Origin of the sequence: Kitasatospora sp. NPDC088783 (genome assembly GCF_044750705.1) — a bacterium.
Taxonomy (GTDB): Bacteria; Actinomycetota; Actinomycetes; order Streptomycetales; family Streptomycetaceae; genus Kitasatospora; species Kitasatospora fiedleri.
The window spans coordinates 589,309-608,458 of the sequence record NZ_JBIVKJ010000001.1 but is presented as its reverse complement, the minus strand read 5'-3'; the positions used below and the strand labels follow the sequence as shown (position 1 = coordinate 608,458).

Genomic DNA, 19,150 nt, shown 5'->3' with positions numbered 1-19,150 from the left:
CCACGGTCTGTTGACGTCCCCTCAGTTTCCCCGATAACGGTCCAGCACGGAGGTGAACGTGCCGGTGACGGTCTTGTGGCCGGGGACGCCGTCCAGCCCGATCAGGTCGGACAGCGGTACCGTGCAGGACACCCGGACGGTGACGGTGGCCAGTTGGCCGCCGGCGGTGTCCAGCGTGCCGTACTGCGGGTCCCCGGTCGGCTCGGCCTCGCACCGCACCGCCCGGGAGGCCAGCGAGGCCCCGACGGCGTCCGCGGCGGCCTGCCGGGCCCCCTCGGGGGTGCGGGCCAGCGAGGCGGCCCGGGCCCCGGCGCGGGCCGCGGCGTCGACCACCGAACCGGTGGTCTGCAGCCGCCCGGCGGCCACCGCCATCAGCGCGAAGCTCAGGATCACCGGCACCAGGACCGCCGCCTCGATCGCGAACGAACCCCGGTCCCCGGCCGGGCGGTCGCCCCGGTCACTGGTCCTCCCCCGGGCGCTCACGGCTGCCCCGGTGCGACGAACTTCTCCCGGGGCGCGGTGGCCGTCTTGGTGATCGCCAGGTCGGCGAACGGGAACAGGGTGAGCGGTTCCACGGTGACGGACAGCTGGTACAGGTCCGGGTCGCCGCCGGTCTGCCGGGGCGGCTGCGCCAACTCGACCACGTCGCCGAGCCGCCCGACGAACTCGCTCGCCCGCTGCTCGCCCGCACCGGCCGGCGCGCCGTTGATCCGTCCGGCCTCCACGCCCTCCCGGGCGGCGGCCAGCGCGGCCTGTTCGGCGTACCACCACAGGCCGGCCTGCACCACCAGGAGGATCACGAACAGCACGGCCGGGAACACGATGGCGAGGCTGATCGCCATCGCGCCCCGGTCGGACCTGCGGGCACGCGCGAGCCACCCGGCCGGTGCGGGCCGGGTGGCGGGCCGGTGCGGGCGGCGGATCACGGCGCGGTGCCGCCGGCGGGGACGTCCTTCTGGATGTTGCCCTGGACCTTCTGGCCGAGCTGGGTGATCGCGTAGACGACCGTCCCGGCGATGGCGACCAGCACGATCACCGCGAGGGCGAGTTCGATGCTGATCGCGCCCCGGTCGCCGGACTCGCGGGCGGCGCGCAGCTTGACGAGGCGGTACTCGACGACGGGTCGGACGAGATGGAGCGGGAGCAGCGGCCGCAGGGCGGTCGCCACGGTGCGGATTCGGGCCATGGTGTGGTCTCCAGGACTTCGCGGGAAGGGACTTCGGTACGGGTGGCGCTGTTCGTTCGCTGCTCGGTCTGGGGTCGGGGTCGGGGTCTGGGGTCGGGGATCGGTGGACGGAGTGGTGCGGTGCGGTGCGGTCAGCCGCTGTTGAGCATCTGGTAGACCGCCGGGAAGGCGATCAGGACGGTCATCAGCAGGGTCAGGGCGGAGCCGGGGGCCACCATCCGTTCGCTGTCGGCGTTGGCCTTGGCGAGCTCCTCGGAGAGCAGTTCGCCGCGCAGGCTCTTGGCGCGGGCCCGCAGGGTGTCGTAGACGGCGGCGCCGTCGACGCCGGAGATCCGCATGATGTCGGCCACGTCCTGGAGCGGGGTGAGGCCCAACTCCCGGGCCAGCGCGTCGAGTCCGTCCCAGGGCGGGAGCCGGTCGGTGGCGGCCCGCTCCAGGGCGTCGCGGATCCGCCGGAACACCGTGCCGCGCCCGACCGAGGCGGCCCGGCGCAGCGCCTCGGCGGGCCCGCAGTCGGCGGCCCGCTCCAGCGCGACGAGTTCCAGGTAGGCGGCGATGCCGTGCAGGTACTCGGTGCGGGCCTCCTTGGCCTCGCCGGAGACGATGCCGTCGGGGACGAACCAGAGCAGTCCGGCCAGCAGCGGCCCGACCAGCAGCGGGACGGCGAGCGGAAGGCCGTCGCCGACCACGGCGGCCATCACCGACAGGTAGCCGGGCAGGGCGAGGCCGAGGGCGGCGAACAGCAGCTTGTGGGCCATGAACCGGGCCGGGCTGCGGCCGATCAGGGCGAGTTCCTGGTGCGGGACGCGCACCCCGGGCAGCCGCCCGGAGCGTTCGCCGACCCGGTCGTACCAGGGCAGCGCGACGTCGGCGTCCTCGGCCCGGCGCGGCTCGGGGACGCGGTGCAGCCGGTCCAGGGCCTGGCCCAGGTCCGGTGGGGCGGGCCGGAGTTCGGCCAGCAGCAGGGCCACGCCGCCGGCCGCGGCGCCGCCGGCGACGACCGCCCAGGGGGAGATCACCGGGCCTCCTTCAGCAGTGCTTCGTCCTCGGCCGCGGCGCTCTCGTCGGCGGCCCGGTGGCCGGGCAGCCGGCCGGTCTTGGAGCGGCGGTCGGGTTCCAGCAGCCGGGGCAGCGGGGTGTGCCGGGCCAGCGAGCGCATCCAGGCGATCACCGCCACGAACGCCACCGCCACGACGGCCAGCACCAGTTGGCCCAGCACCGTCGAATAGGGCGCGGTGTAGCGGGAGTTGAACGCGCCGATCACGATGACCAGCAGGATGATGCCGACCATCCAGCGGATCGTGGTGCGGTGCTTGGAGCGGTCCGCCTCGATGGCGCGCCGCTGCCGGACCTCCTCGCGCACCGAGTCCGCCATGTCGGCCAGCGCCCGGGCCAGGCCGGGCCCGCTGTCGCCGGCCCGCAGCACCAGGGCGGCCAGCACCTTGTCGGCCGTCGAGTCGGCGACCTGGTCGCCGAAGGCGCGCAGCGCGTCCTCGGGCCGCCAGCGGGACTGCAGCCGGGCCGCCAGGTCGGCGATCTCGGTCTCCAGCGCGGCCGGCGCGGTGCGCCGGCTGGTCACGATCGCCTGGTTCAGGCCGACGCCGAGCAGCAGCACGTCGGCCAGGCGCTGGGTCCACTCGGCGAGCGCCTCCAGCCGTTCGATCCGCCGGGTGTCGGAGCGGGTCGCGTCGAACAGCCAGGGCAGGCCGAACACGGCGGCCGGGACGAGCAGCGCGACCAGCGGGATGCCGGTGAACAGCCAGCCGCCCGGCGCGCCGAGCAGGGCCAGCGCCAGCTGGATCCGGCGCAGCCGGGCGATGCCGGGCGAGGCGGTGCCGGGCGCCCCGTACCAGAGGGTGTGCAGCCGCCCCTCCAGCGGGTTGTCCCGCTCCGGCCCGTCGTCGGCCCGCCCGGTCAGGCCGGCGGCCAGCGCCACCAGCCCGGCGGCCAGCAGCAGTCCGCACAGCACGTACAGCAGCATCAGCGCATCCCCCCGATCCGCAGCGACAGCGGCGCGCTCCAGGCCCCGTACGGGGAGCCGAGCAGGCCCGCGTCGAATCCGGCCCGGCGCAGGTCGTCCAGGCAGTGCGGCGGGGTGGCGGGGACGGCCCGCACCTCGCCGATCTCCGGGCGCGGCCCGAAGACGGTGTTCAGCGCGGGGCGGCCGGACTCGCCGAGGCCGGCCACCTCCAGCACGTGCGAGACGAAGCGGTGCCGGCGCCCGCCGACCGCGGTCTCGTCGACCATCGCGACGTGCACGATGAAGTCGACCGCGTTGGCGGTGAGCCGGTAGGCGAGGGTGTCGGTCATGTGCGCGCCGTACTCCAGGCAGAGTTCGGCGATCCGGTCGACCACCATGTGCGGACCGCGGGCGTGCAGGGTGCACATCGAGCCGCCCTCGCCGTTGGTCATCACCCGCAGCATCGGCACCACCTCGGCGGAGCGGACCTCGCCGACGATGATCCGCGACAGCGTCATCCGCAGCGCCGCCGGGATCAGCTCGCCGATCGTCAACTCGCCCGCCAGGCGGCCGTCCACGCGTTCGCCGTTGCCCTCGCGGGCCTCCATCGGGACGACCTGCCGCAGGTGGCCCAGGGTGTGCAGCCACAGCTCGAACTCCGACTCCAGGGTGCCGACCCGCTCGTCCGGCGGGATCTCGGCGGCCATCGCGCGCAGCAGGCTGGTCTTGCCGACGCCCTGGGTGCCGGTGATCATCACGTTCTTCCGGGCCCGGATCGCGGCCGCCAGGAACGCCGCCAAGGTGGTGTCCACGGTGCCGAGTTGGACCAGGTCGGCGAGTGTCGCGCTGGCCACCCGGTGCCGGCGGATCGCCACGTACGGGCGGGGCGTGACCTCGGTCATCGCCTGCAGCCGCATCCCGCCCTCCAGGCGCAGCGCCAGCATCGGGCTGGCGGTGGACAGGCTGCGCTCGCCGCCGCCGTGCTGGCGCGCCAGGTCCTGGAGCAGCTCGATCAGCTCCTCGTCGGTGTCGGCCACCGGCGGGACCTGCCGCAGCGGCTGGTGCACCCGCGAGACCCAGACGTCGTCGCACCCGTTGATCAGGATGTTCTCGATCTCCGGGTCGTCCAGGTACGGCTGGAGCCGCCCGGCCCGGAACAGCAGGTCGTACACCGCCTCGGCGAGCACCCGGTCCTGCTCCCGGGTCGGCGGGATGCCGTGGGTCTGCGCGTACGCGTCCGACCAGCGGGCCACCGCCTCCTCGATCAGCGCCCGGCCGCGCTGCCGCCGGGTCGCCCGGTCCGCCTCGCTCCCGGACGCCTCGGACAGCCGCGACAGCTGCTGGTGCAGCTCCGCCGCGACCTGCCGCTTCAACTCCCTCGCCACCTGCGGGTCCACGGCCGGAGACGCCCCGACCGGCGAGAGCGCGGGCACCCCCGCCGCCCCCACCGGCCCGGCCGGCCCCGCCGTCGGCGGCTTCGCCCACGGCAGCCCCGCCGCGTCGGCCGAACCCCCTTGCACCACCTGTCCGTTCACCGACTGCTGCGGGGGCAGCGGCCCCTGGTACGGGCTAGCGCGCACGCCACACCTCCTCGCCGTCCTGTTCCGCCTGCCCCGGCTGTCCGCCCTGCCCCGGGAACGGCGCGGGCGCGGGCGGCTGCGGCACCGCGGGCGGCGCTATGTGCGGCGCGGCGTACGAGATCTGCGGCGCCTCCGTCCGGACCGGCCACTCCCCCGTGAACTGGCCTCCCGTGAAGGGGGCTTGCGGCGCATGCTGCTGGAACTGCTGTTTCGGATAAGGCTGTTGCTGCGGGTACGGCTGCTGCTGCGGGTACGGCTGCTGCTGGTAAGGCTGCTGTGGTTGCTGCGGCTGCTGGTACGGCGTCCCGGCCACCGGACCCGCCACGAACGGCGGTACCGGCTGCGGAACCTGGACCTGCACAGGCGGCACCTGCGGGGACGCCGCCTGCTGCGGCTGGACGGGCTGCGGCTGCACGGGCTGCGGCTGGACGAACGGCGGTTGCGGCTGGCCGGGCTGCTGCGGGGGCAGCGCGTGCTGGACGGCGGGCTGCGGGCCGCCGAGGCGTCGGCGGCGGGTGGTGGCGAGGTCCTGGATGCGGTCGGCGGCGGTGCGCGCGGTGCGCATCAGCTCGGAGCGGATGAAGCGCCGGTCGGTGGTGTCGCCGCCGTCGGAGAGCACCCGGGCGGTGCGCGGCGCGTGGGCGAGCGCCCCGAGAACGGGCAGCTGGAACTGCCGGGCGACCTCGTGCTCGGGGTAGGGGCCCTCGGTGACCAGCAGCAGGCCGAGGCCGTCCGCCCCGGTGCCGTGGGTGTCGAGGTCCTCGCGCAGCGCGGCGATCCGGGGCCGGGCGGCGGAGAGGCCGCGCAGCGTGGTGCGGACGGTGGCGGCCACCACGTCGGCGCGCCGGGGCAGCACCGCCATCGCCCCGTTCGCGCCGGAGCGCCCGAGGTCGAGCAGCACGTCGTAGCCCTGCGGTTCGAGCGCGTGCAGGGCCTCGACCAGGGGTTCCCAGGTGTAGGCCAGGCCGGGGGCCTGGGCGGGGTCGGTGAGGCCGGGCAGCAGCAGGCGTTCGCCGGTGCCCTGCGGGGAGACGTCGAGCAGCTGTTCCCAGAGCGTCTCGGCGAGCAGCCCGCGCCGGTCGGCGACGGCCAGGTTGCGCAGCCCGTACACGGCCTCCACCCGGCCCTCCAGCGCGCCGGCCAGCACCGCGCCGCCGTCCGGGTCGCACTCGACCAGCAGCACCCGGCGGCCCGGCCGCAGCGGCCAGGACAGCAGCAGCGCGAGCGCGCTGCTGGTGGCCCCCGGCGCGCCCGGCCCGCCGAGCACGGCCACCACCGTCATCAGGAGCCCCCGGCGGTTCGGGGCGCCAGGATGACCTGGAACTTGCCGCCCGCCACCCAGAGCGCCAGCCGGGGCCCGTCGGCGGGGCCGACGGCGACGTCTATCACGGTGCTGCCGTCGGTGTCGGGCTTGCCCACTGCGGCGACCACCGCGGTCATCGTCTCCGGGGTGCGGGTGGTGGCGGCGTCGCCGCTGCCGCCGGGCGCGTTGACGATCAGGATCTGCAGGCCGGGCTGGAGCCTGGTGGCGGGCAGCTGGGAGCGCTTCGCGGAGACGCCGACGATCTGCTGCCCGGGCTGGGTCGCCGGGTCGCTGGTCAGGTCGGACTTGACCAGCAGCGCCCCGCGCTTGAGGTCGGTGGTGGCCCGCAGGCCGACGGTGCGCGGCAGGTCCTGGGCGTCCAGCGGGTGCAGCGCGGGGTCGCCCGCGATGTGCGCGACCACCAGGTCGTCGGAGCCGAGCACCTGCCCCATCGGCACGTCCCGGGCCAGCGCCAGCACGGCGATCCGCTGCCCGCTGCTGTTGTACAGCACCGCCCCGCCCAGGCCGCCGGCCGCGATCAGCGCCGCCGCCATCGCCAGCACGGCGGGTCGCCGCCGTCGTGCGCCGAGTCGGCGCGGCGGGGTCGGCATGCTTCGGTTCTCCACCGCTCTGCGGCCTCTCACTCGTGATGGAACGTCGACTCCGGCCCGGTCGGCGGTCGCGTCGTCCTCGTCGCGGCCGCCGGCCGGGTCAGTTCACCACCTGGACCTCGTTGACCGGCACGTTCAGCACCGCCTCGGTGTAGGTCGGCCACCAGTCGTAGTCGGCCATGTCGATGGCGGTGCGGTCGCTGCTGCGCGCGGTCACGTGCCACTTCAGCGTCACGCTGAGGCTGTACGCCTTGTCCTTCATCCGCGCCGAGCTCTCGGTGAAGACGTGGCTGCAGGTCGGCGTCCCGCTCCGGCTGAACGGGTTCCCGGCGTCCTTGCAGGTGAACTCCCGGACCCCGCCCGGCCCGTCGTCCACGTGCCAGACCACCTCCGCGAGGGTGATCGTGGTGGTCACCTCGAACCCCTGCCCGGGCAGCTTGCTGCTCAGCGGCCCCACCACCTTCGGGTCCGGGTCGATCCACAGCCACACCGGCGAGCCGACCACCGCGTCCCCCGCGGGCGCGGCGTGCAGGACGGGCTCGGCGACCTCGATCGACACCAGGGCGTCGTAGGCGACCTGGGCGGGCGTCTTGGGCGGCGTGGCGCCGGGGGGCTGGGCGAGGAACACCTGGCCGGCGGCCTGGAAGTTGACCAGGTCGCCGGTGAGGTCGCAGGCCTTCTGGTAGATCGCGCCGTCCTTGCTGGTGTGCCCGTCCCAGACGGCTTCCCCTGGCACGGGCTGCGGGGTGACCTCCGAGTAGTAGCAGCCCTCCGAGAACCATCCCAGGTCGTCGCGCCAGCACTTCACCTGCTTGCCCTTCCAGGTGCAGAGGGCCTCGCCGCCCCCGCCCCCGCCGGATGTCCCACCGCCGCCGGTCGGGGTGCTGCCCGGCTGGTGGGTGCCGGTGCAGATGACGCGGTCGGCGCAGGGGGCGGGCACGCCGTCGTCGGCGCGCGCCGCCGGAACGGCCGTGGCCGCCAATCCGGTTCCGATCAGTGTACAAATAGCGGTTCGCCAGACGGAGTTCAGCATGTCTTGTCCACCTCACGGGTGAAGTCGGCGATCAGCCAGCGGTTTCCGTATTTCTTCATCACGGCGGTCGCCGGATAACGCGACAGCCGCTGTTGCGGATCCTTGATCTCCTTGCTGGTGGCGTCCGCCTGGTGCCAGCCGGACACGTCGAGGCAGTCCCCGATCGTCGCCGTGGGCGGATTCGCCTGCAGGTCGAGGCTTTTGAGGACGGGTGAGGTGCGCGGCTGCCCGACCATGACGAGTCCGTTGTCGTGCAGCTGGGTGAGCGAGATCACGGTGTCGGTGAAGGCGGCCCCGGTGGCGTACTGCCGGAGCGGCGTTCCGTCCGAATCCGATCGCCCGAGCACCTTGACCTGGACGTCCCACCAGCCCTGATAGGCCGTCACCGCGCCGTTCCCGTCCAGCGCCTGGGCGCCTTCCCGGGGGACGGGGCTGCCGGTGCCGGGGTCGGCGGTGGTGGCGTCGGAGGTGGCCCGGGGGAGATTGGCGGAGGGTGTTCCGAGCCGGTCCGCGGACCCGGCACCGCCGGCCGAACAGGCCGTCAGCAGGAATGGCAGAAGCCACCCGCTGATCCCAATCGCCCCAGGGCGCACCAGAATTGAGCGCTGCCGCATAGCCCCACCTTGTTGCGGCCGGACCTGTGGTGGGTCCGGACCGCGGATGTCGTCTGCCGTCCCCGGTGTCGTTCTGAGGTCGCTCGGAGGTCGATTCTTCGCCACCCCGCCCCGGCACGGCAACACCCGGGGCGTCCTGACCTTACGCGGAAGGCGGATCGGTTGGGGCACTTTCTCGCCACAGAACCGCCAAAAGTTCATCGGAAAACGGCAATCCGGCGAGTGCCCCTCTCACGGCGGCGCGATTGCGCATCAGGAGTCTCCCCCCGTCACGCGGGACCAGGAGTCTGGCCTCCCCGGCATTGGCCGGGTCCCCCCATCCCAACTGCCCCTCCACGGCGGGCTGGAGGTCGAGCGGTCCGACGGCGGCGGGTGCGCCGGGCACGCCGTGTTCGAGGACCCGGCCGAGCGCCCAGCTGAACGAGCCCTCCGCGCCGGGCAGGACGCCGTCCCGGCCGCGCCGGCCCGCGCTCCAGCGGCCGATCCGGCCCCACAGCGGGACGCGCGAGTGGGCGAGCAGTTCGCCCGCGCCGTCCTCGCGCTGGAGGGCGGCCCAGGTGTCGCGGTCGGCGACGACGTCGGCGATCAGCAGGGTCTCCTCCTGCTCGCCGTGCACCATGGCGCTGGTGATCCAGTCCCAGGCGAGGCCGCGCCGGTAGGCGTTGTCGGGGGTGGAGCCGGCGGTGACCAGGGCGACCCGGCGGCCGCGCGGGTCGGCGACGAGCTGACCGACCAGGCAGACCACCAGCCAGCGGGCGGGGCGCTGGGCGGCCTGCCGGAGCGCGGTGAGCAGGGTGTTGGCGTCGGCGTCGGCCGGGGGGCCGGTGACGGTGCTGCCGCGGGTGCCGGCGTCGAAGGTGCGGCCGGGGAGGGCGTCGGCGAGGACGCGGGCGCCGTCGGCGGCGCGGGCCGAGCCGCCGTGGCCGCGTTCGGGGCCGCCGTCCGCGCCGATCACCACCAGTTCGATGCCACCGCTCACCCGTACCGCCCCTTCCTGCCGTACCGCCCCTGGCCCGCCGCGCCCGTCCCGCCGCCCCGCCTTCGGGGTGCCGGGACACCTGGACGCCGCGCCGGGGCGCCGCCGGAGGCCAAGGTATCGCCGAGGGGTGTCGGTGCGGGGCGGAATCGGTCCGATGAGCCCCAGCTCAGGGACCATGGGCCCTGTTCGGGGCCGGACCGGCGGGGGCACCATCGTGGGTATGGACCGTGACGACCGGGTGGAGAACCTCAGCGAGGCCGAGTGCCTGCGGCTGCTCGGCACCGTGCCGCTGGGGCGGGTGGTGTACACCGAGCACGCGCTTCCCGCGGTGCTCCCGGTGGCCTTCCGGGTGGCGGCGGACGGGCGGCTGATCCTGGCCCTGCGCGCCGGCACCCAGGTGGCCCGGGCGCTGGACGGCACGGTGGCCGCCTTCCAGGTGGACGACTTCGACCGGGCCGGGCGCTGCGGCTGGAGCGTGCTGGTCCACGGCCGCGCCGAGGTGGTGCGGGACTCGGGCGAGCGCGCCGCCCTGCGCTCCGGCGGCCTGCGCCCGTGGATCCCGGACCCGGGCCCGGAGTACGTGGCGATCAGCCCCGAGCTGGTCTCCGGCCGCCGCGTCCTCCCGGACCGGGACGCGGACCGAAACGGCCTCGACGACCTCGACGACTTCGACGACCTCGCCGCCGCCGCCCTCCCCGGAGCCCGCCCGGAGCACCACCCCGCCTGACCCGCCCGGAACGTCCGGGCCGCCCGAACGGCACCCCACTGACATGTGACCGGCGAGTAGGCATACTCTGCGGGGCGGCCCCTGCCCGGGCCGTCCCTGCCCCGACGCACCTGTGGAGCGCACCGTGACGACCTTCGCCTCGCTCGCCGACCTGACCGCCGCGGTCGGCGCCGAACTCGGCACCAGCGAGTGGCACACCGTCGACCAGGACCGGGTGAACCTGTTCGCCGAGGCGACCGGCGACCACCAGTGGATCCACGTCGACCCGGAGCGCGCCAAGGAGACGCCGTTCGGCGGGACGATCGTGCACGGGTACCTGACGCTCTCGCTGCTCCCGGTGCTCGCCAAGGAGTGCTACGACGTGGGCGGCATCGCGATGGCCCTCAACTACGGCTCGGACAAGGTCCGCTTCCCGGCCCCGCTGCCGGTGGGCACGGCGGTCCGGGCGACGGCGGTCCTGGTCTCGGCGGACGAGGTGCCGGGCGGCGTGCAGGCCGTGGTCCGGTTCACCATCGCCAGCGAGGCGAGCGCCAAGCCGCACTGCGTCGCGGAGACCATCACCCGCTTCTACCCGGCCGCCTGAACCGGGCCCCGCCCCCACCGCCCTCCGCCTCCACGGCGTCTTCACGGACCGTCCCGCACCCCGGGGCGGTCCGTTCTCGTTGCACCGGACGGGCCCGCACCGGTCGCGCCCCCCGGCGCGCCGCCGACCGAATGCCTGCTGTGCGGGGTTTTGGGCGGTAATGTCCAGGTCCGAGATGCGCTGCCTGCCGCCGGGGCTTCCGGCTGCCCGGGTGTCGCCCTCCGGCCTGCCGTCGATGCCGCGGGGCGCCTCGCGTCCCGCCGTCCCGGTGCGCCGCCGTTCGGGTGTCCGACCGTGGAGGTACCGTGTCCCGCCCCGTCTCCTGGCTGTTCCGCGCCGGTGAACTGGCCGCCGAGGCCGGACTCGCACTGCGCGACGCGAAACGCTCGTACCGGACGCTGCCCCGGGAGACCTGGCAGCGGATGCGCACCGACGCGTTCGGCGCCGACCCGGCCGGCTGGCGCCTGCACCGGGTCCGCAACTCGCCGCACTTCGTGGACGGCTCGTTCCGCAACCCGGTGGCCACCCGCCGCCTCGCGTACGCGTACACCCCGCTGGCCCTGATGCGCACCAAGCTCGCGGTCGACCCGAACCGCCGCGCCCCGGCGGCGGCCGTCCCGGTGCACCGCCTGCTCCCGGTGGAGCTGGCCGCCCCGCCCGCCTCCGGCCTGCGGCTGACCTGGCTGGGCCACGCCACCGTGCTGGCCGAGCTGGACGGGGTCCGGGTGCTGTTCGACCCGGTGTGGAGCGAGCGCTGCTCCCCGTTCGACTGGATCGGCCCCAAGCGCCTGCACCCGGTGCCGCTGCCGCTGAGCGAACTCGGCCCGGTGGACGTGGTGGTGATCTCGCACGACCACTACGACCACCTGGACATGCCGACCGTCCGGGCGCTGGCGGCCGGCGACGCGGTGTTCGCGGTGCCGCTGGGCATCGGCGCGCACCTGGAGCACTGGGGGGTGTCGCCGCGCCGGATCGTCGACCTCGACTGGTGGGAGTCCACCGAACTGGACGGCCTGCGGCTGACCGCCACCCCGGCCCGCCACTACTGCTCGCGCGGGCCCCGGCCGAGCGGCAGGTTCCTCTGGTCGTCCTGGGTGGTGGAGGGGAAGCGGCACCGGATCTTCCACAGCGGCGACAGCGGCTACTTCCCCGGGTTCGCCGAGATCGGGCGCCGCTTCGGGCCGTTCGACGCGACGATGATGCAGGTCGGTGCGTACTCCGAGCACTGGCCGGAGGTGCACCTGACGCCCGAGGAGGCGGTGCAGGCCCACCGGGACCTGGGCGGCGACGTGCTGCTCCCGGTGCACTGGGGCACCTTCGACCTCGCCCCGCACCCCTGGGAGGAGCCCGCCGAGCGTACCCTCGCCGCCGCCCAGGACGCCGGCGTCACCCTGGCGATGCCCCGCCCCGGCCGCCCCTTCGAGCCCGCCGACCCGCCCGCCGCCACCCACTGGTGGCGCGCCGTCGCCGCACCCCCCTCCGGCGTGGACCTCCTGCTCCCCGACGGCCTCTCCCCCGTCCCCGACACCCCCGCCACCCTCACCCGCCCGGACGCCCCCTCCGCCGAACGGACCGGCGGCCCGGCCTAGGTGTGTTGTTCCGGGACGTTGGTGACACGCGTGCTGGGTTCTTGAATGAGTGAGGGCCTTCCGGGTTCGGTGTGGATTGCGACATCTCCACCTGGCCCGGGAGGCCCTCATGCCCCACCGTAATGCCCCGCTGACCGAGACCGGGCGCCTTCGGCTCGCCCGCTGTGTCGTGGACTCCACTGATCCGGTGCTTCGGGTGAAGGCCGTCCGCCTGTCGCGCGGCAGCTCCGACAGGCACTGCACCCCGGGCGCGTCGACCAGCAGCACCGAGTATCCCGGCAGGAACCGCAGGTTCCCGGTCACCGCGAACCCGGCATCCAACCGCCGCAGCACCGTGGGGTTCCCCGCCGGCGCCGTAGCGATCCTGTCCTCTCGCCAGTCGCCGATCACGCCCGGCACTCCACCCGGTGGCCGGAGCGGTCCAGCTGCCCATGTCGTCTGTATCAGTCGCCCTATCCCTCAACTCGGGCTAGTGTCAAGTGACATGATGAACGCTCAGCGCATTGTGTTGGCCGCGACCGCCACTCTCCTGCTGGCCGCCTGCAGCAGCGGCACCACCGTCACCGTCAAGCCCTTGCCGACCCCCGCTGCAACCGACCTGTCCGCCGCAGCCCAGGAGCTGCGCGCCCTGGACCAGGCGGCGGGCGCCACCACCGAGACCGCCGATGCGTACGACCAGGCCTTCGCCGCGTTGGCAGCCCGTTGCGTGGAACAACCCCGGGCACTCGGGGCCGAGGTCCAATCCACCGTGGCCCAGCTGAAGGCCTTGGGCAGCAAGACCCAGACCCACCTGACCGTGCTGAGCGGCATCGCCGCCGCCATCCCGTCGGCCTACCCGAGGTCGAACTGCGCGCCCTACCTCAGCACGTACGTCGCCGCTCAGCAGGCCACGGGCACGATCCACTGACCCGCCCGGCCGGGCGGGTCGGCACCGCCGACGGACCGCCTCCACCACGTCCGCGTCGGTGACCATCGCGAAGGGTTCCGCTCCTGCGCGGCGGACGGCAAGGGCGGTTTCAAAGAGGTCGGGGCCGAGGGCATCGCACAGCAGGGCCGACTCCCTCCCTCCCTCCCGGCGGCGACTCGCGGTCCCTGCCCGGCCCGGCCGAGGAGCGCCCGACGGAACTGGAGCAGTTCGCAGCTCGCCTTCGTGACACCGCGCTCCCGTGGTTCGCCGGTACCGCCGATCCTGAGCAGCTCGCACGGACAGCTCCTGGTCCTCTTCTTCTCACCGGATGGGGGTTCGCGCAGGATCTGCTCGAGTTCCTCGTCAGCACCGGCCATCACCCGCAGGCGCAGGCGTTTGGGGAGAGGGCCCAGGAACATCAGCCCACCCGTCAGCAAGCGTTCGCGACAGGCCGGACCATGGCCGGGACACGAGAGCGACCCCGCTGGCACACGCCCGAGGCCCTCTCCGGTGATCGGCCCGACGTCCGCCGCGGCACCCGGCCTTCGGTAGAAACGGTGCCAGTTGCAGCCACTCGTCGTTCGTGAGATCACCCGGCTCCACGAGCGACACAACGGTCCGTGCGAGACGATCACCCGCTCCACCGGACAGAACCTAGGTCCGCCCGAGCGCGCCGGACCGGCCCTGGCCGAGCAGCGCCGCCAGGTTCCGGGCCTCCGCGAGCAGTTTGGTGCCGCCCCGGCGGGCGGCGGTGCGGGTGACCGCGTCGATCGGTCCGCGGGCGGCGCTGCGGCGGGCGCAGTCGACGGCGACCGCGACCAGGTCGGCGGCTCCGCGCGGGGGCGGGCCGTCGAGCAGGGCGGGGAGCAGGGCGGCGAGGATGCTCCAGGTCAGTCGCGGGGCGGGGTCGGCGAGTTCGGCGAGGGTGGCGGCGAGGCGGTTGGGCTTGACCGCGCCGAGGGCCAGGAGCGCGGACGTCTCGCGGGCCAACGCGGCCGGGTCGAGCTGCTGTTGGGCGGCCAGCGAGAGCAGCGCGTCGACGGTCGCGGAGCGGTCCTCCGCGTGGCCCGCGCCGAGGCCGTAGGCGAGCGCCTGGTGGACGGCGAACCCGCAGGGGCCCCCGTTCTCGGCCAGCAGGGGCAGCAGGTGGGGGTGGCCGCGGACGGGGGTGTCCTGGGCGGAGTCGGCGAGCAGGCCGGTGATGCGGAGCGCCGACTCCTCGCGGTGGTGCGGCAGCAGCGCGGTCCAGCGGGCGCCGGGCGCGCTGTTCTCCACGGCGGAGCGGAGGAAGAACGGCGCGGACGGCCCGAGCAGGGCCCGCACCTCGCGGGGCAGCCCGCCCACCGGCCCTCCGCCCACCGATGCGTCCGCCGGTCCGCCGCCGGGGACGTCCAGGGCGGGTATCGCCAGGCGGTCCGACTCGGCTTCCGTCAGCTCGGGTTGGCACGCGTAGCGGCGGTGCTCGGAGCACCGGACGCCGGACGTCCAGGTGCCGGGCGGCACCGGGGCGGAGGTCCGCCGGGGCAGGCCGCCCGTGCGCAGCCAGGCCGCCAGCCGCCGACCGGCGGGTGAGGTCAGCCGGTCCGCGGCGGCCAGGGTGGCCGGGTCGTCGTCGCCCGCCGTCCGCAGCAGGGCCTGGGCGAAGTCCACCGGCCCGGGCCGCACGCCCAGTTCCTCGTAGCGGGCCAGCCGCGCCGCCAACTCCCCGGCCTCCAGGGCGCCGTTGCGCCAGCTGGGGGTGGCGAGCAGGAACGGGACGGGGTCGGCGGCGAGCCGCCAGGCGGTCTCGTGCAGCCGAGCGGCGAGGAACTCGCCGATGGGGCCGCGGAATTCGGCGTGGCCGAACAGGTGGGCCGGCCGGAAGCGCAGGGCGCGCCAGACCCGCTGCTTGGGGATGGCGCCGGTGGCGGTCGCGGCCAGTCGGCCGAGCACCCGCCATTCGCCGTCCGGCAGGACGGGGGCGAGGGCGGCGGTGAGCGCGTCCCGGTCGGCCCAGACCTGGCGGGCCAGGCCGTCGAGGACGCGCTCGAAGGACACGCTCTCCTCGGAGGTGGCCGAAGTGGCCGAGACGGCCGAACCGGCGGCCAGGGCAGCGGCCAGTTCCTCGGCGACCTGCGCGGCCGTACCGAGCGGCTCGGGCATCGCGATCCGGCGGGGCGGCTGCGGCAGCCGGTCCGGCTCCGGTTCCACCTCCGCCGCCGTCCCCAGCGCCGACTGCACCTGCGTTCCGAGCAGTTCGGCGGCGACTCCGGCGTTCGACGGGTCGAGCAGCAGCGCTGCGGCCCGCAGTTCGGCCATCAACTCTCCTCCGGCACCGGCGACATGGCGTCCGGTCACTCTCAGCGCCTGTGCCTGGAGCCGGCGGTCCGGATGCCCGAAGCAGTCAACCACCGCCCGCAGCGCGAGTCCCGCCCGGCCGCGCGCCGCCACCCGGTCCAGCCAGCCCAACTGGGCCCGGACCAGCTTCTTCTCCGGCCGGGCCAGCACCACCCCGGACGCCTCCGCGATCTCCTCCTCGGTCAGCCGGTCCGCGTCGTCCAGCGCGATCAGCGACTCCTGCGCGTACCCGGCCACCGTCGAGGGGCCGTCCAGCAGTGCCAGCAACGCCCGCCGGTTGTCGGCCAGTTCGTCCGGGTCGGGCTCCAGGGCCCGCAGTGCCTCCAGGTAGGTGCGCAGTTCGCCCGTCCCGCCGCCGCGCACCAGCCGGGCGAAGCCCCGGCCGATCAGTGCGGGACGGTCGACGGTGCCGTCGGCGGCGAGCCGGGCCAGCACGGCGGGCCAGCGCTGCGCCGGGTCCTTGGCGGCCCAGGGGCCGGACAGGTGCTGGGCGGTGTCGGCGTCGAAGACCAGCGGGGCGAGGACGGGGGCGAAGCCGTCCGCGCCGAGCCGGGCGTACAGGTCGGGGCCGGGCGGGAGCGCGCGCAGCCAGGGGCGGGGGGCCGGGTCGCCGCGGTCGCGCATCCACTCGGTGACGAAGCCGGGTTCGGCGGGCGGCGGGGTGCCGCTGCGGCGCAGCAGGTGTTCGGCGATCTCGTAGGGGGTGGGGTCGCCCCAGCCGGTGCGGTCGGCGGGGCGGCGGGCCAGCCGGAGGGCCACCTCGCGCTGCCAGTGGACGGGCCGGGCGTCCAGCAGGGCGAGCAGCGGGGGCTGTGCCCAGGACCGGACGTCGAAGTCGCGGCCGCCGATCCAGTCGGCGGCGCCGGAGGGGGCGCTGTGGCAGACCGCTCCGGCGATCAGCAGCGCGGTCACGGCGCCGCCCCGGGCGTGCTCGCCGTCGCGCAGTTCGCGGCGCAGCTTCCGGAGCCGGGGCAGTTCGGCCCGGCGCCGGTCCTCCGGCATCGCCTCGACCAGCCGGGCGACCAGGGCGAAGTCCGCCGCCCGGACGGCCGCCGCCAACTCCCCGGCCCCACCCGTCCCGACCGCCTCCACCCCCACCGGCTCCCCGGCCCCACCCGTCCCCACTGCCTCCACCGCCACCGACTCCCCGGCCCTATCGGTCCCCACTGCCTCCCCCACGACCGGCTGCCCGGCCCCGTCGCCGCCCGCGGTCCCGTCGCTCACCGCCGCTCCTCTCCCGCGCTCATCCGCACCGCGAGCACGTGGCTGCACGGCCCGCGCCCGCCCCGGTGGCGGGCCCACCAGCGGCAGGTGCAGCCGAGGGCGGTGCCGTCGGCGCCGACCCGGACGTGGTGGACGTGGTCGCCGACGGTGACCACCCGGATGTCCCCGGAGACCGGGCCGACGGCGTCGGCGGCGAGCAGGGCGCGGGCGGAGCGGAGCCGGGGGTTGCGGTCCTCCGCCCGGCCGCCTCGGTAGGGCAGTCGGCGGTGGAAGTGGGCGGCGTCGGCGAGGTCGTAGCCGAGTTGGCCGGCCGTGGCGAGGTGGGCGAGGGCGGCGCGGACCCGGTCGGGGGACAGGCCGGAGTCCTCGGCGAGGTCGGCCGGGTCGAGCCGGGGCTCCCAGGCGAGCAGGGCGGCCAGCGCGTCGACGTCCTCGGCGGGGGTGTCCCGGGCCAGCAGGTCGAGCAGGCCGCCCTCACCGGAGAAGCCGCGGGAGCTGTCGGGCGACAGGGTGAGCGTCAACCGGCCGCCGGGGAGGGCGAGTTCCCAGGCGGAGGCGGTGGGTCCGGCGGGGGTGCCGGGCGGGGCGTAGACGCGCAGGGCGGTGGCGTGGCGCAGCAGCGGGCGCAGGGCGGTCAGGCGTTCGGGGCCGGGCAGGCAGATCGCGCCGGGGCCGGGACGGGAGGCGGGGCGCAGGCCGGGGCCGGCCGGGACGACCCAGCGGACGGCGCCGCGGCCGACCGTCGGGAGGGTGCGCAGGAAGCGGACGGCCTCGGCGGCGGGGAGCTGGGCGCGCAGGTCGAAGCGGGCGGTGATCACCTGGGTCTCGGCGAAGCCCTTGAGCCAGCGGTCCGGCAGCGGGACCTTGCGTTCGACCAGGGTGTCGGTGCCGACGCCGACGGCCAGTTCCCCGGCGCCGACGGCGAGTTCCAGCCGCTGGCCGGGGGTGCGCAGCCGCAGGGCCTCGCGCAGCGGGGCGTTGACGTCGACGTTGGTGGTGCCGTGGCCGGTGGCGGCGCCGTCGAGCCCTTCGGGCAGGACGTCGAGCCGGGCGTGCACGCCGCCGCAGCCGGAGAAGGACTCGAAGCGCAGCCGGTCGCCGTCGGCGGTGACCACGGGGTCGAGCGAGTCGGCGCCCACGGGCCGGTGGTAGCGGGCGGCGGCCACGTCGGCGACGGCGAGCAGGGCGGCGGCCGCAGCGTCGGGGTGGCGCAGCAGGCCGTCGAAGAACCGGGGGTGCGCGGCCTCGCCGTCCGGGGTGACGCCGCCGCTGGTGGCGAGGGCCAGCCGCCGGGGGCGGAGCGCGGAGGGGTGCAGGTAGCGCAGGGCGTGAACGGCCGTGGTCATGGGCGGAACGCTAACCTCCGCCCCCGACACGACCTCCCGACACGACTTCCCGCTACGACTTCCCGACACGACCCCGGCCGCCCTCCCGCCGACCCGCCCGCCCCACCCGCCCCCGCTCACCCCTCCCCCGCCCCGCGCACGTGACGGGCACCACAGCTCCCGCCGACTGCAACGTGTTCTAGCATGGGCCGGGTGACCGCCCCCGCCGCCCCGACGCCCGCCTCCGCCTCTGGACTGCGCTCCTTCGCGGAGCTGCTCGGCATCGAGGAGCTGGAGGAGAACCTGTTCCGGGGCCACTGCCACGCGGGCGCGCCGCTGCGCGCGTTCGGCGGGCAGGTCGCGGCGCAGGCGCTGACCTCGGCCGGGCGCACGGTGGAGCCGGCCCGCCGGGTGCACAGCCTGCACGGGTACTTCCTGCGTCCGGGCGATCCGCGCCGCCCGATCGTCTACCAGGTGGACCGGGCCCGGGACGGCGGCTCGTACGCGACCCGGCGGGTGACGGCGGTCCAGCGCGGTGAGGTGATCTTCACCATGTCGGCGTCGTTCAAGCGCCCGGAGGCGTCCGGCGACCGGCAGCGCACCATGCCGCCGGTACCGGGCCCGGAGGAGCTGCCGGACCCGTACCTGGCCTGGCAGCGGGACGCGCCGGAGGAGTTCGCGGGCGCGACGGTCTTCCGGGCCCTGGAGATGCGTTTCGTCCCGGCCGGTGCGCCCGGCATGCCGCCGGAACTGCCGGGCGTCCCGCAGCAGTTCGTCTGGCTGCGGACGGGCAGCGCGCTGCCGGGGGACGACCCGCTGCTCCAGGTCTGCGCGTTGACGTACCTGTCCGACCTGACGCTGGCCTCGACCACGGCGCTGCACCTCCAGCCGCACCGGGTGCACCGGGTCGCCGAACCCCGGGTCGCGCTGGCCTCGCTGGACCACGCGATGTGGTTCCACCGCCCGTTCCGCGCCGACGAGTGGCTGCTGTTCGCGCAGCGCAGCCCGTCCGCGTCGGACGGCCGGGGCCTGGCGATGGGCGAGTTCTACGACCGGGACGGGGTGCTGGTGGCCTCCGCCGTCCAGGAGACCCTGCTGCGCGAGCTGCGGCCGAAGCAGGCGCGGCAGGCCCCGCCCACCCCCTGACCTGCCGCCGGACCGCCGTCCCGAGAGGCCGCGCGCGCGACCGCCC

General features: G+C 75.5%; 18 protein-coding genes. 5 read left to right on the top strand and 13 right to left on the bottom strand.

The genetic code is table 11. The features are described from left to right. Positions 1–21 precede the first annotated feature (21 nt). From ACIP60_RS02610 to ACIP60_RS02560, 11 genes are all read right to left on the bottom strand, one after another. Complete coding sequence (locus ACIP60_RS02610) at positions 22–483, bottom strand: TadE/TadG family type IV pilus assembly protein (protein WP_400679183.1); 462 nt, start codon at positions 481–483, stop codon at positions 22–24. Then, on the bottom strand, positions 480–842 hold the full coding sequence (locus ACIP60_RS02605; RefSeq protein ID WP_146616376.1) for a TadE/TadG family type IV pilus assembly protein: 363 nt from the start codon (positions 840–842) through the stop codon (positions 480–482). The genes ACIP60_RS02610 and ACIP60_RS02605 overlap by 4 nt, the downstream gene beginning before the upstream one ends. Before the next feature lie 80 nt (positions 843–922). Further along, the gene (locus tag ACIP60_RS02600; protein WP_111551908.1) at positions 923–1,186 is read right to left on the bottom strand and encodes a hypothetical protein; all 264 of its coding nucleotides are present in this window, start codon (positions 1,184–1,186) and stop codon (positions 923–925) included. A 131-nt stretch (positions 1,187–1,317) separates the two neighbouring features. Beyond that, positions 1,318–2,205, bottom strand: a complete 888-nt coding sequence (locus tag ACIP60_RS02595) for a hypothetical protein (protein ID WP_400679180.1) — start codon at positions 2,203–2,205, stop codon at positions 1,318–1,320. Further along, positions 2,202–3,167 carry a type II secretion system F family protein gene (locus ACIP60_RS02590; RefSeq protein ID WP_400679177.1) on the bottom strand — a complete coding sequence of 322 codons (966 nt, stop codon included), beginning with the start codon at positions 3,165–3,167 and terminating at the stop codon, positions 2,202–2,204. The genes ACIP60_RS02595 and ACIP60_RS02590 overlap by 4 nt, the downstream gene beginning before the upstream one ends. Beyond that, the gene (locus ACIP60_RS02585; protein ID WP_400679174.1) at positions 3,167–4,726 is read right to left on the bottom strand and encodes a CpaF family protein; all 1,560 of its coding nucleotides are present in this window, start codon (positions 4,724–4,726) and stop codon (positions 3,167–3,169) included. The genes ACIP60_RS02590 and ACIP60_RS02585 overlap by 1 nt, the downstream gene beginning before the upstream one ends. Continuing rightward, entirely contained in the window at positions 4,716–6,008 is a 1,293-nt protein-coding gene (locus tag ACIP60_RS02580; protein ID WP_400679173.1) for a hypothetical protein, read from the bottom strand. The genes ACIP60_RS02585 and ACIP60_RS02580 overlap by 11 nt, the downstream gene beginning before the upstream one ends. Continuing rightward, positions 6,008–6,640 carry an SAF domain-containing protein gene (locus tag ACIP60_RS02575; protein WP_400679171.1) on the bottom strand — a complete coding sequence of 211 codons (633 nt, stop codon included), beginning with the start codon at positions 6,638–6,640 and terminating at the stop codon, positions 6,008–6,010. The genes ACIP60_RS02580 and ACIP60_RS02575 overlap by 1 nt, the downstream gene beginning before the upstream one ends. Positions 6,641–6,740: 100 nt before the next feature. Then, a complete protein-coding gene (locus tag ACIP60_RS02570) occupies positions 6,741–7,673 on the bottom strand; it encodes a hypothetical protein (protein ID WP_400679168.1) in 933 nt (310 codons plus the stop codon). Beyond that, entirely contained in the window at positions 7,667–8,287 is a 621-nt protein-coding gene (locus ACIP60_RS02565) for a hypothetical protein (protein WP_400679166.1), read from the bottom strand. The genes ACIP60_RS02570 and ACIP60_RS02565 overlap by 7 nt, the downstream gene beginning before the upstream one ends. Before the next feature lie 142 nt (positions 8,288–8,429). After that, on the bottom strand, positions 8,430–9,266 hold the full coding sequence (locus ACIP60_RS02560) for a hypothetical protein (RefSeq protein WP_100839459.1): 837 nt from the start codon (positions 9,264–9,266) through the stop codon (positions 8,430–8,432). A 220-nt stretch (positions 9,267–9,486) separates the two neighbouring features. On the opposite strand from ACIP60_RS02560, the gene ACIP60_RS02555 reads away from it, so the two are divergent. The 4 genes from ACIP60_RS02555 (at position 9,487) to ACIP60_RS02540 (ending at position 13,072) form a co-directional block, all read left to right on the top strand. Then, a complete protein-coding gene (locus tag ACIP60_RS02555) occupies positions 9,487–9,993 on the top strand; it encodes a pyridoxamine 5'-phosphate oxidase family protein (protein WP_400679163.1) in 507 nt (168 codons plus the stop codon). 124 nt (positions 9,994–10,117) lie between these two features. Further along, the gene (locus ACIP60_RS02550) at positions 10,118–10,576 is read left to right on the top strand and encodes a MaoC family dehydratase (protein WP_400679162.1); all 459 of its coding nucleotides are present in this window, start codon (positions 10,118–10,120) and stop codon (positions 10,574–10,576) included. Between the two features lie 305 nt (positions 10,577–10,881). After that, positions 10,882–12,165, top strand: coding sequence for an MBL fold metallo-hydrolase (locus tag ACIP60_RS02545; RefSeq protein WP_400679159.1), 1,284 nt, complete (start codon positions 10,882–10,884; stop codon positions 12,163–12,165). 484 nt (positions 12,166–12,649) lie between these two features. Then, positions 12,650–13,072 carry a hypothetical protein gene (locus ACIP60_RS02540; protein ID WP_400679947.1) on the top strand — a complete coding sequence of 141 codons (423 nt, stop codon included), beginning with the start codon at positions 12,650–12,652 and terminating at the stop codon, positions 13,070–13,072. A gap of 654 nt (positions 13,073–13,726) precedes the next feature. Here the strand turns inward: ACIP60_RS02540 and ACIP60_RS02535 are convergent. Both ACIP60_RS02535 and ACIP60_RS02530 read right to left on the bottom strand, forming a co-directional pair. Beyond that, on the bottom strand, positions 13,727–16,633 hold the full coding sequence (locus ACIP60_RS02535) for a hypothetical protein (protein ID WP_400679156.1): 2,907 nt from the start codon (positions 16,631–16,633) through the stop codon (positions 13,727–13,729). Next, positions 16,630–17,979, bottom strand: coding sequence for an SWIM zinc finger family protein (locus ACIP60_RS02530; RefSeq protein WP_400679155.1), 1,350 nt, complete (start codon positions 17,977–17,979; stop codon positions 16,630–16,632). The genes ACIP60_RS02535 and ACIP60_RS02530 overlap by 4 nt, the downstream gene beginning before the upstream one ends. Before the next feature lie 183 nt (positions 17,980–18,162). Between ACIP60_RS02530 and ACIP60_RS02525 the strand changes: the two genes are divergently transcribed. Beyond that, complete coding sequence (locus ACIP60_RS02525; protein ID WP_111551899.1) at positions 18,163–19,104, top strand: acyl-CoA thioesterase II; 942 nt, start codon at positions 18,163–18,165, stop codon at positions 19,102–19,104. The last annotated feature ends 46 nt before the right edge of the window (positions 19,105–19,150 follow it).

Excerpts from the sequence above, each read along its gene's own strand:
- ACIP60_RS02590 (WP_400679177.1), bottom strand. The coding sequence starts at position 3,167 with ATGCTGCTGTACGTGCTGTGCGGACTGCTGCTGGCCGCCGGGCTGGTG.
- ACIP60_RS02555 (WP_400679163.1), top strand. The coding sequence starts at position 9,487 with ATGGACCGTGACGACCGGGTGGAGAACCTCAGCGAGGCCGAGTGCCTG.
- ACIP60_RS02575 (WP_400679171.1), bottom strand. The coding sequence starts at position 6,640 with ATGCCGACCCCGCCGCGCCGACTCGGCGCACGACGGCGGCGACCCGCC.
- ACIP60_RS02600 (WP_111551908.1), bottom strand. The coding sequence starts at position 1,186 with ATGGCCCGAATCCGCACCGTGGCGACCGCCCTGCGGCCGCTGCTCCCG.
- ACIP60_RS02605 (WP_146616376.1), bottom strand. The coding sequence starts at position 842 with ATGGCGATCAGCCTCGCCATCGTGTTCCCGGCCGTGCTGTTCGTGATC.
- ACIP60_RS02530 (WP_400679155.1), bottom strand. The coding sequence starts at position 17,979 with ATGACCACGGCCGTTCACGCCCTGCGCTACCTGCACCCCTCCGCGCTC.
- ACIP60_RS02565 (WP_400679166.1), bottom strand. The coding sequence starts at position 8,287 with ATGCGGCAGCGCTCAATTCTGGTGCGCCCTGGGGCGATTGGGATCAGC.
- ACIP60_RS02540 (WP_400679947.1), top strand. The coding sequence starts at position 12,650 with ATGATGAACGCTCAGCGCATTGTGTTGGCCGCGACCGCCACTCTCCTG.
- ACIP60_RS02570 (WP_400679168.1), bottom strand. The coding sequence starts at position 7,673 with ATGCTGAACTCCGTCTGGCGAACCGCTATTTGTACACTGATCGGAACC.
- ACIP60_RS02525 (WP_111551899.1), top strand. The coding sequence starts at position 18,163 with ATGGGCCGGGTGACCGCCCCCGCCGCCCCGACGCCCGCCTCCGCCTCT.
- ACIP60_RS02580 (WP_400679173.1), bottom strand. The coding sequence starts at position 6,008 with ATGACGGTGGTGGCCGTGCTCGGCGGGCCGGGCGCGCCGGGGGCCACC.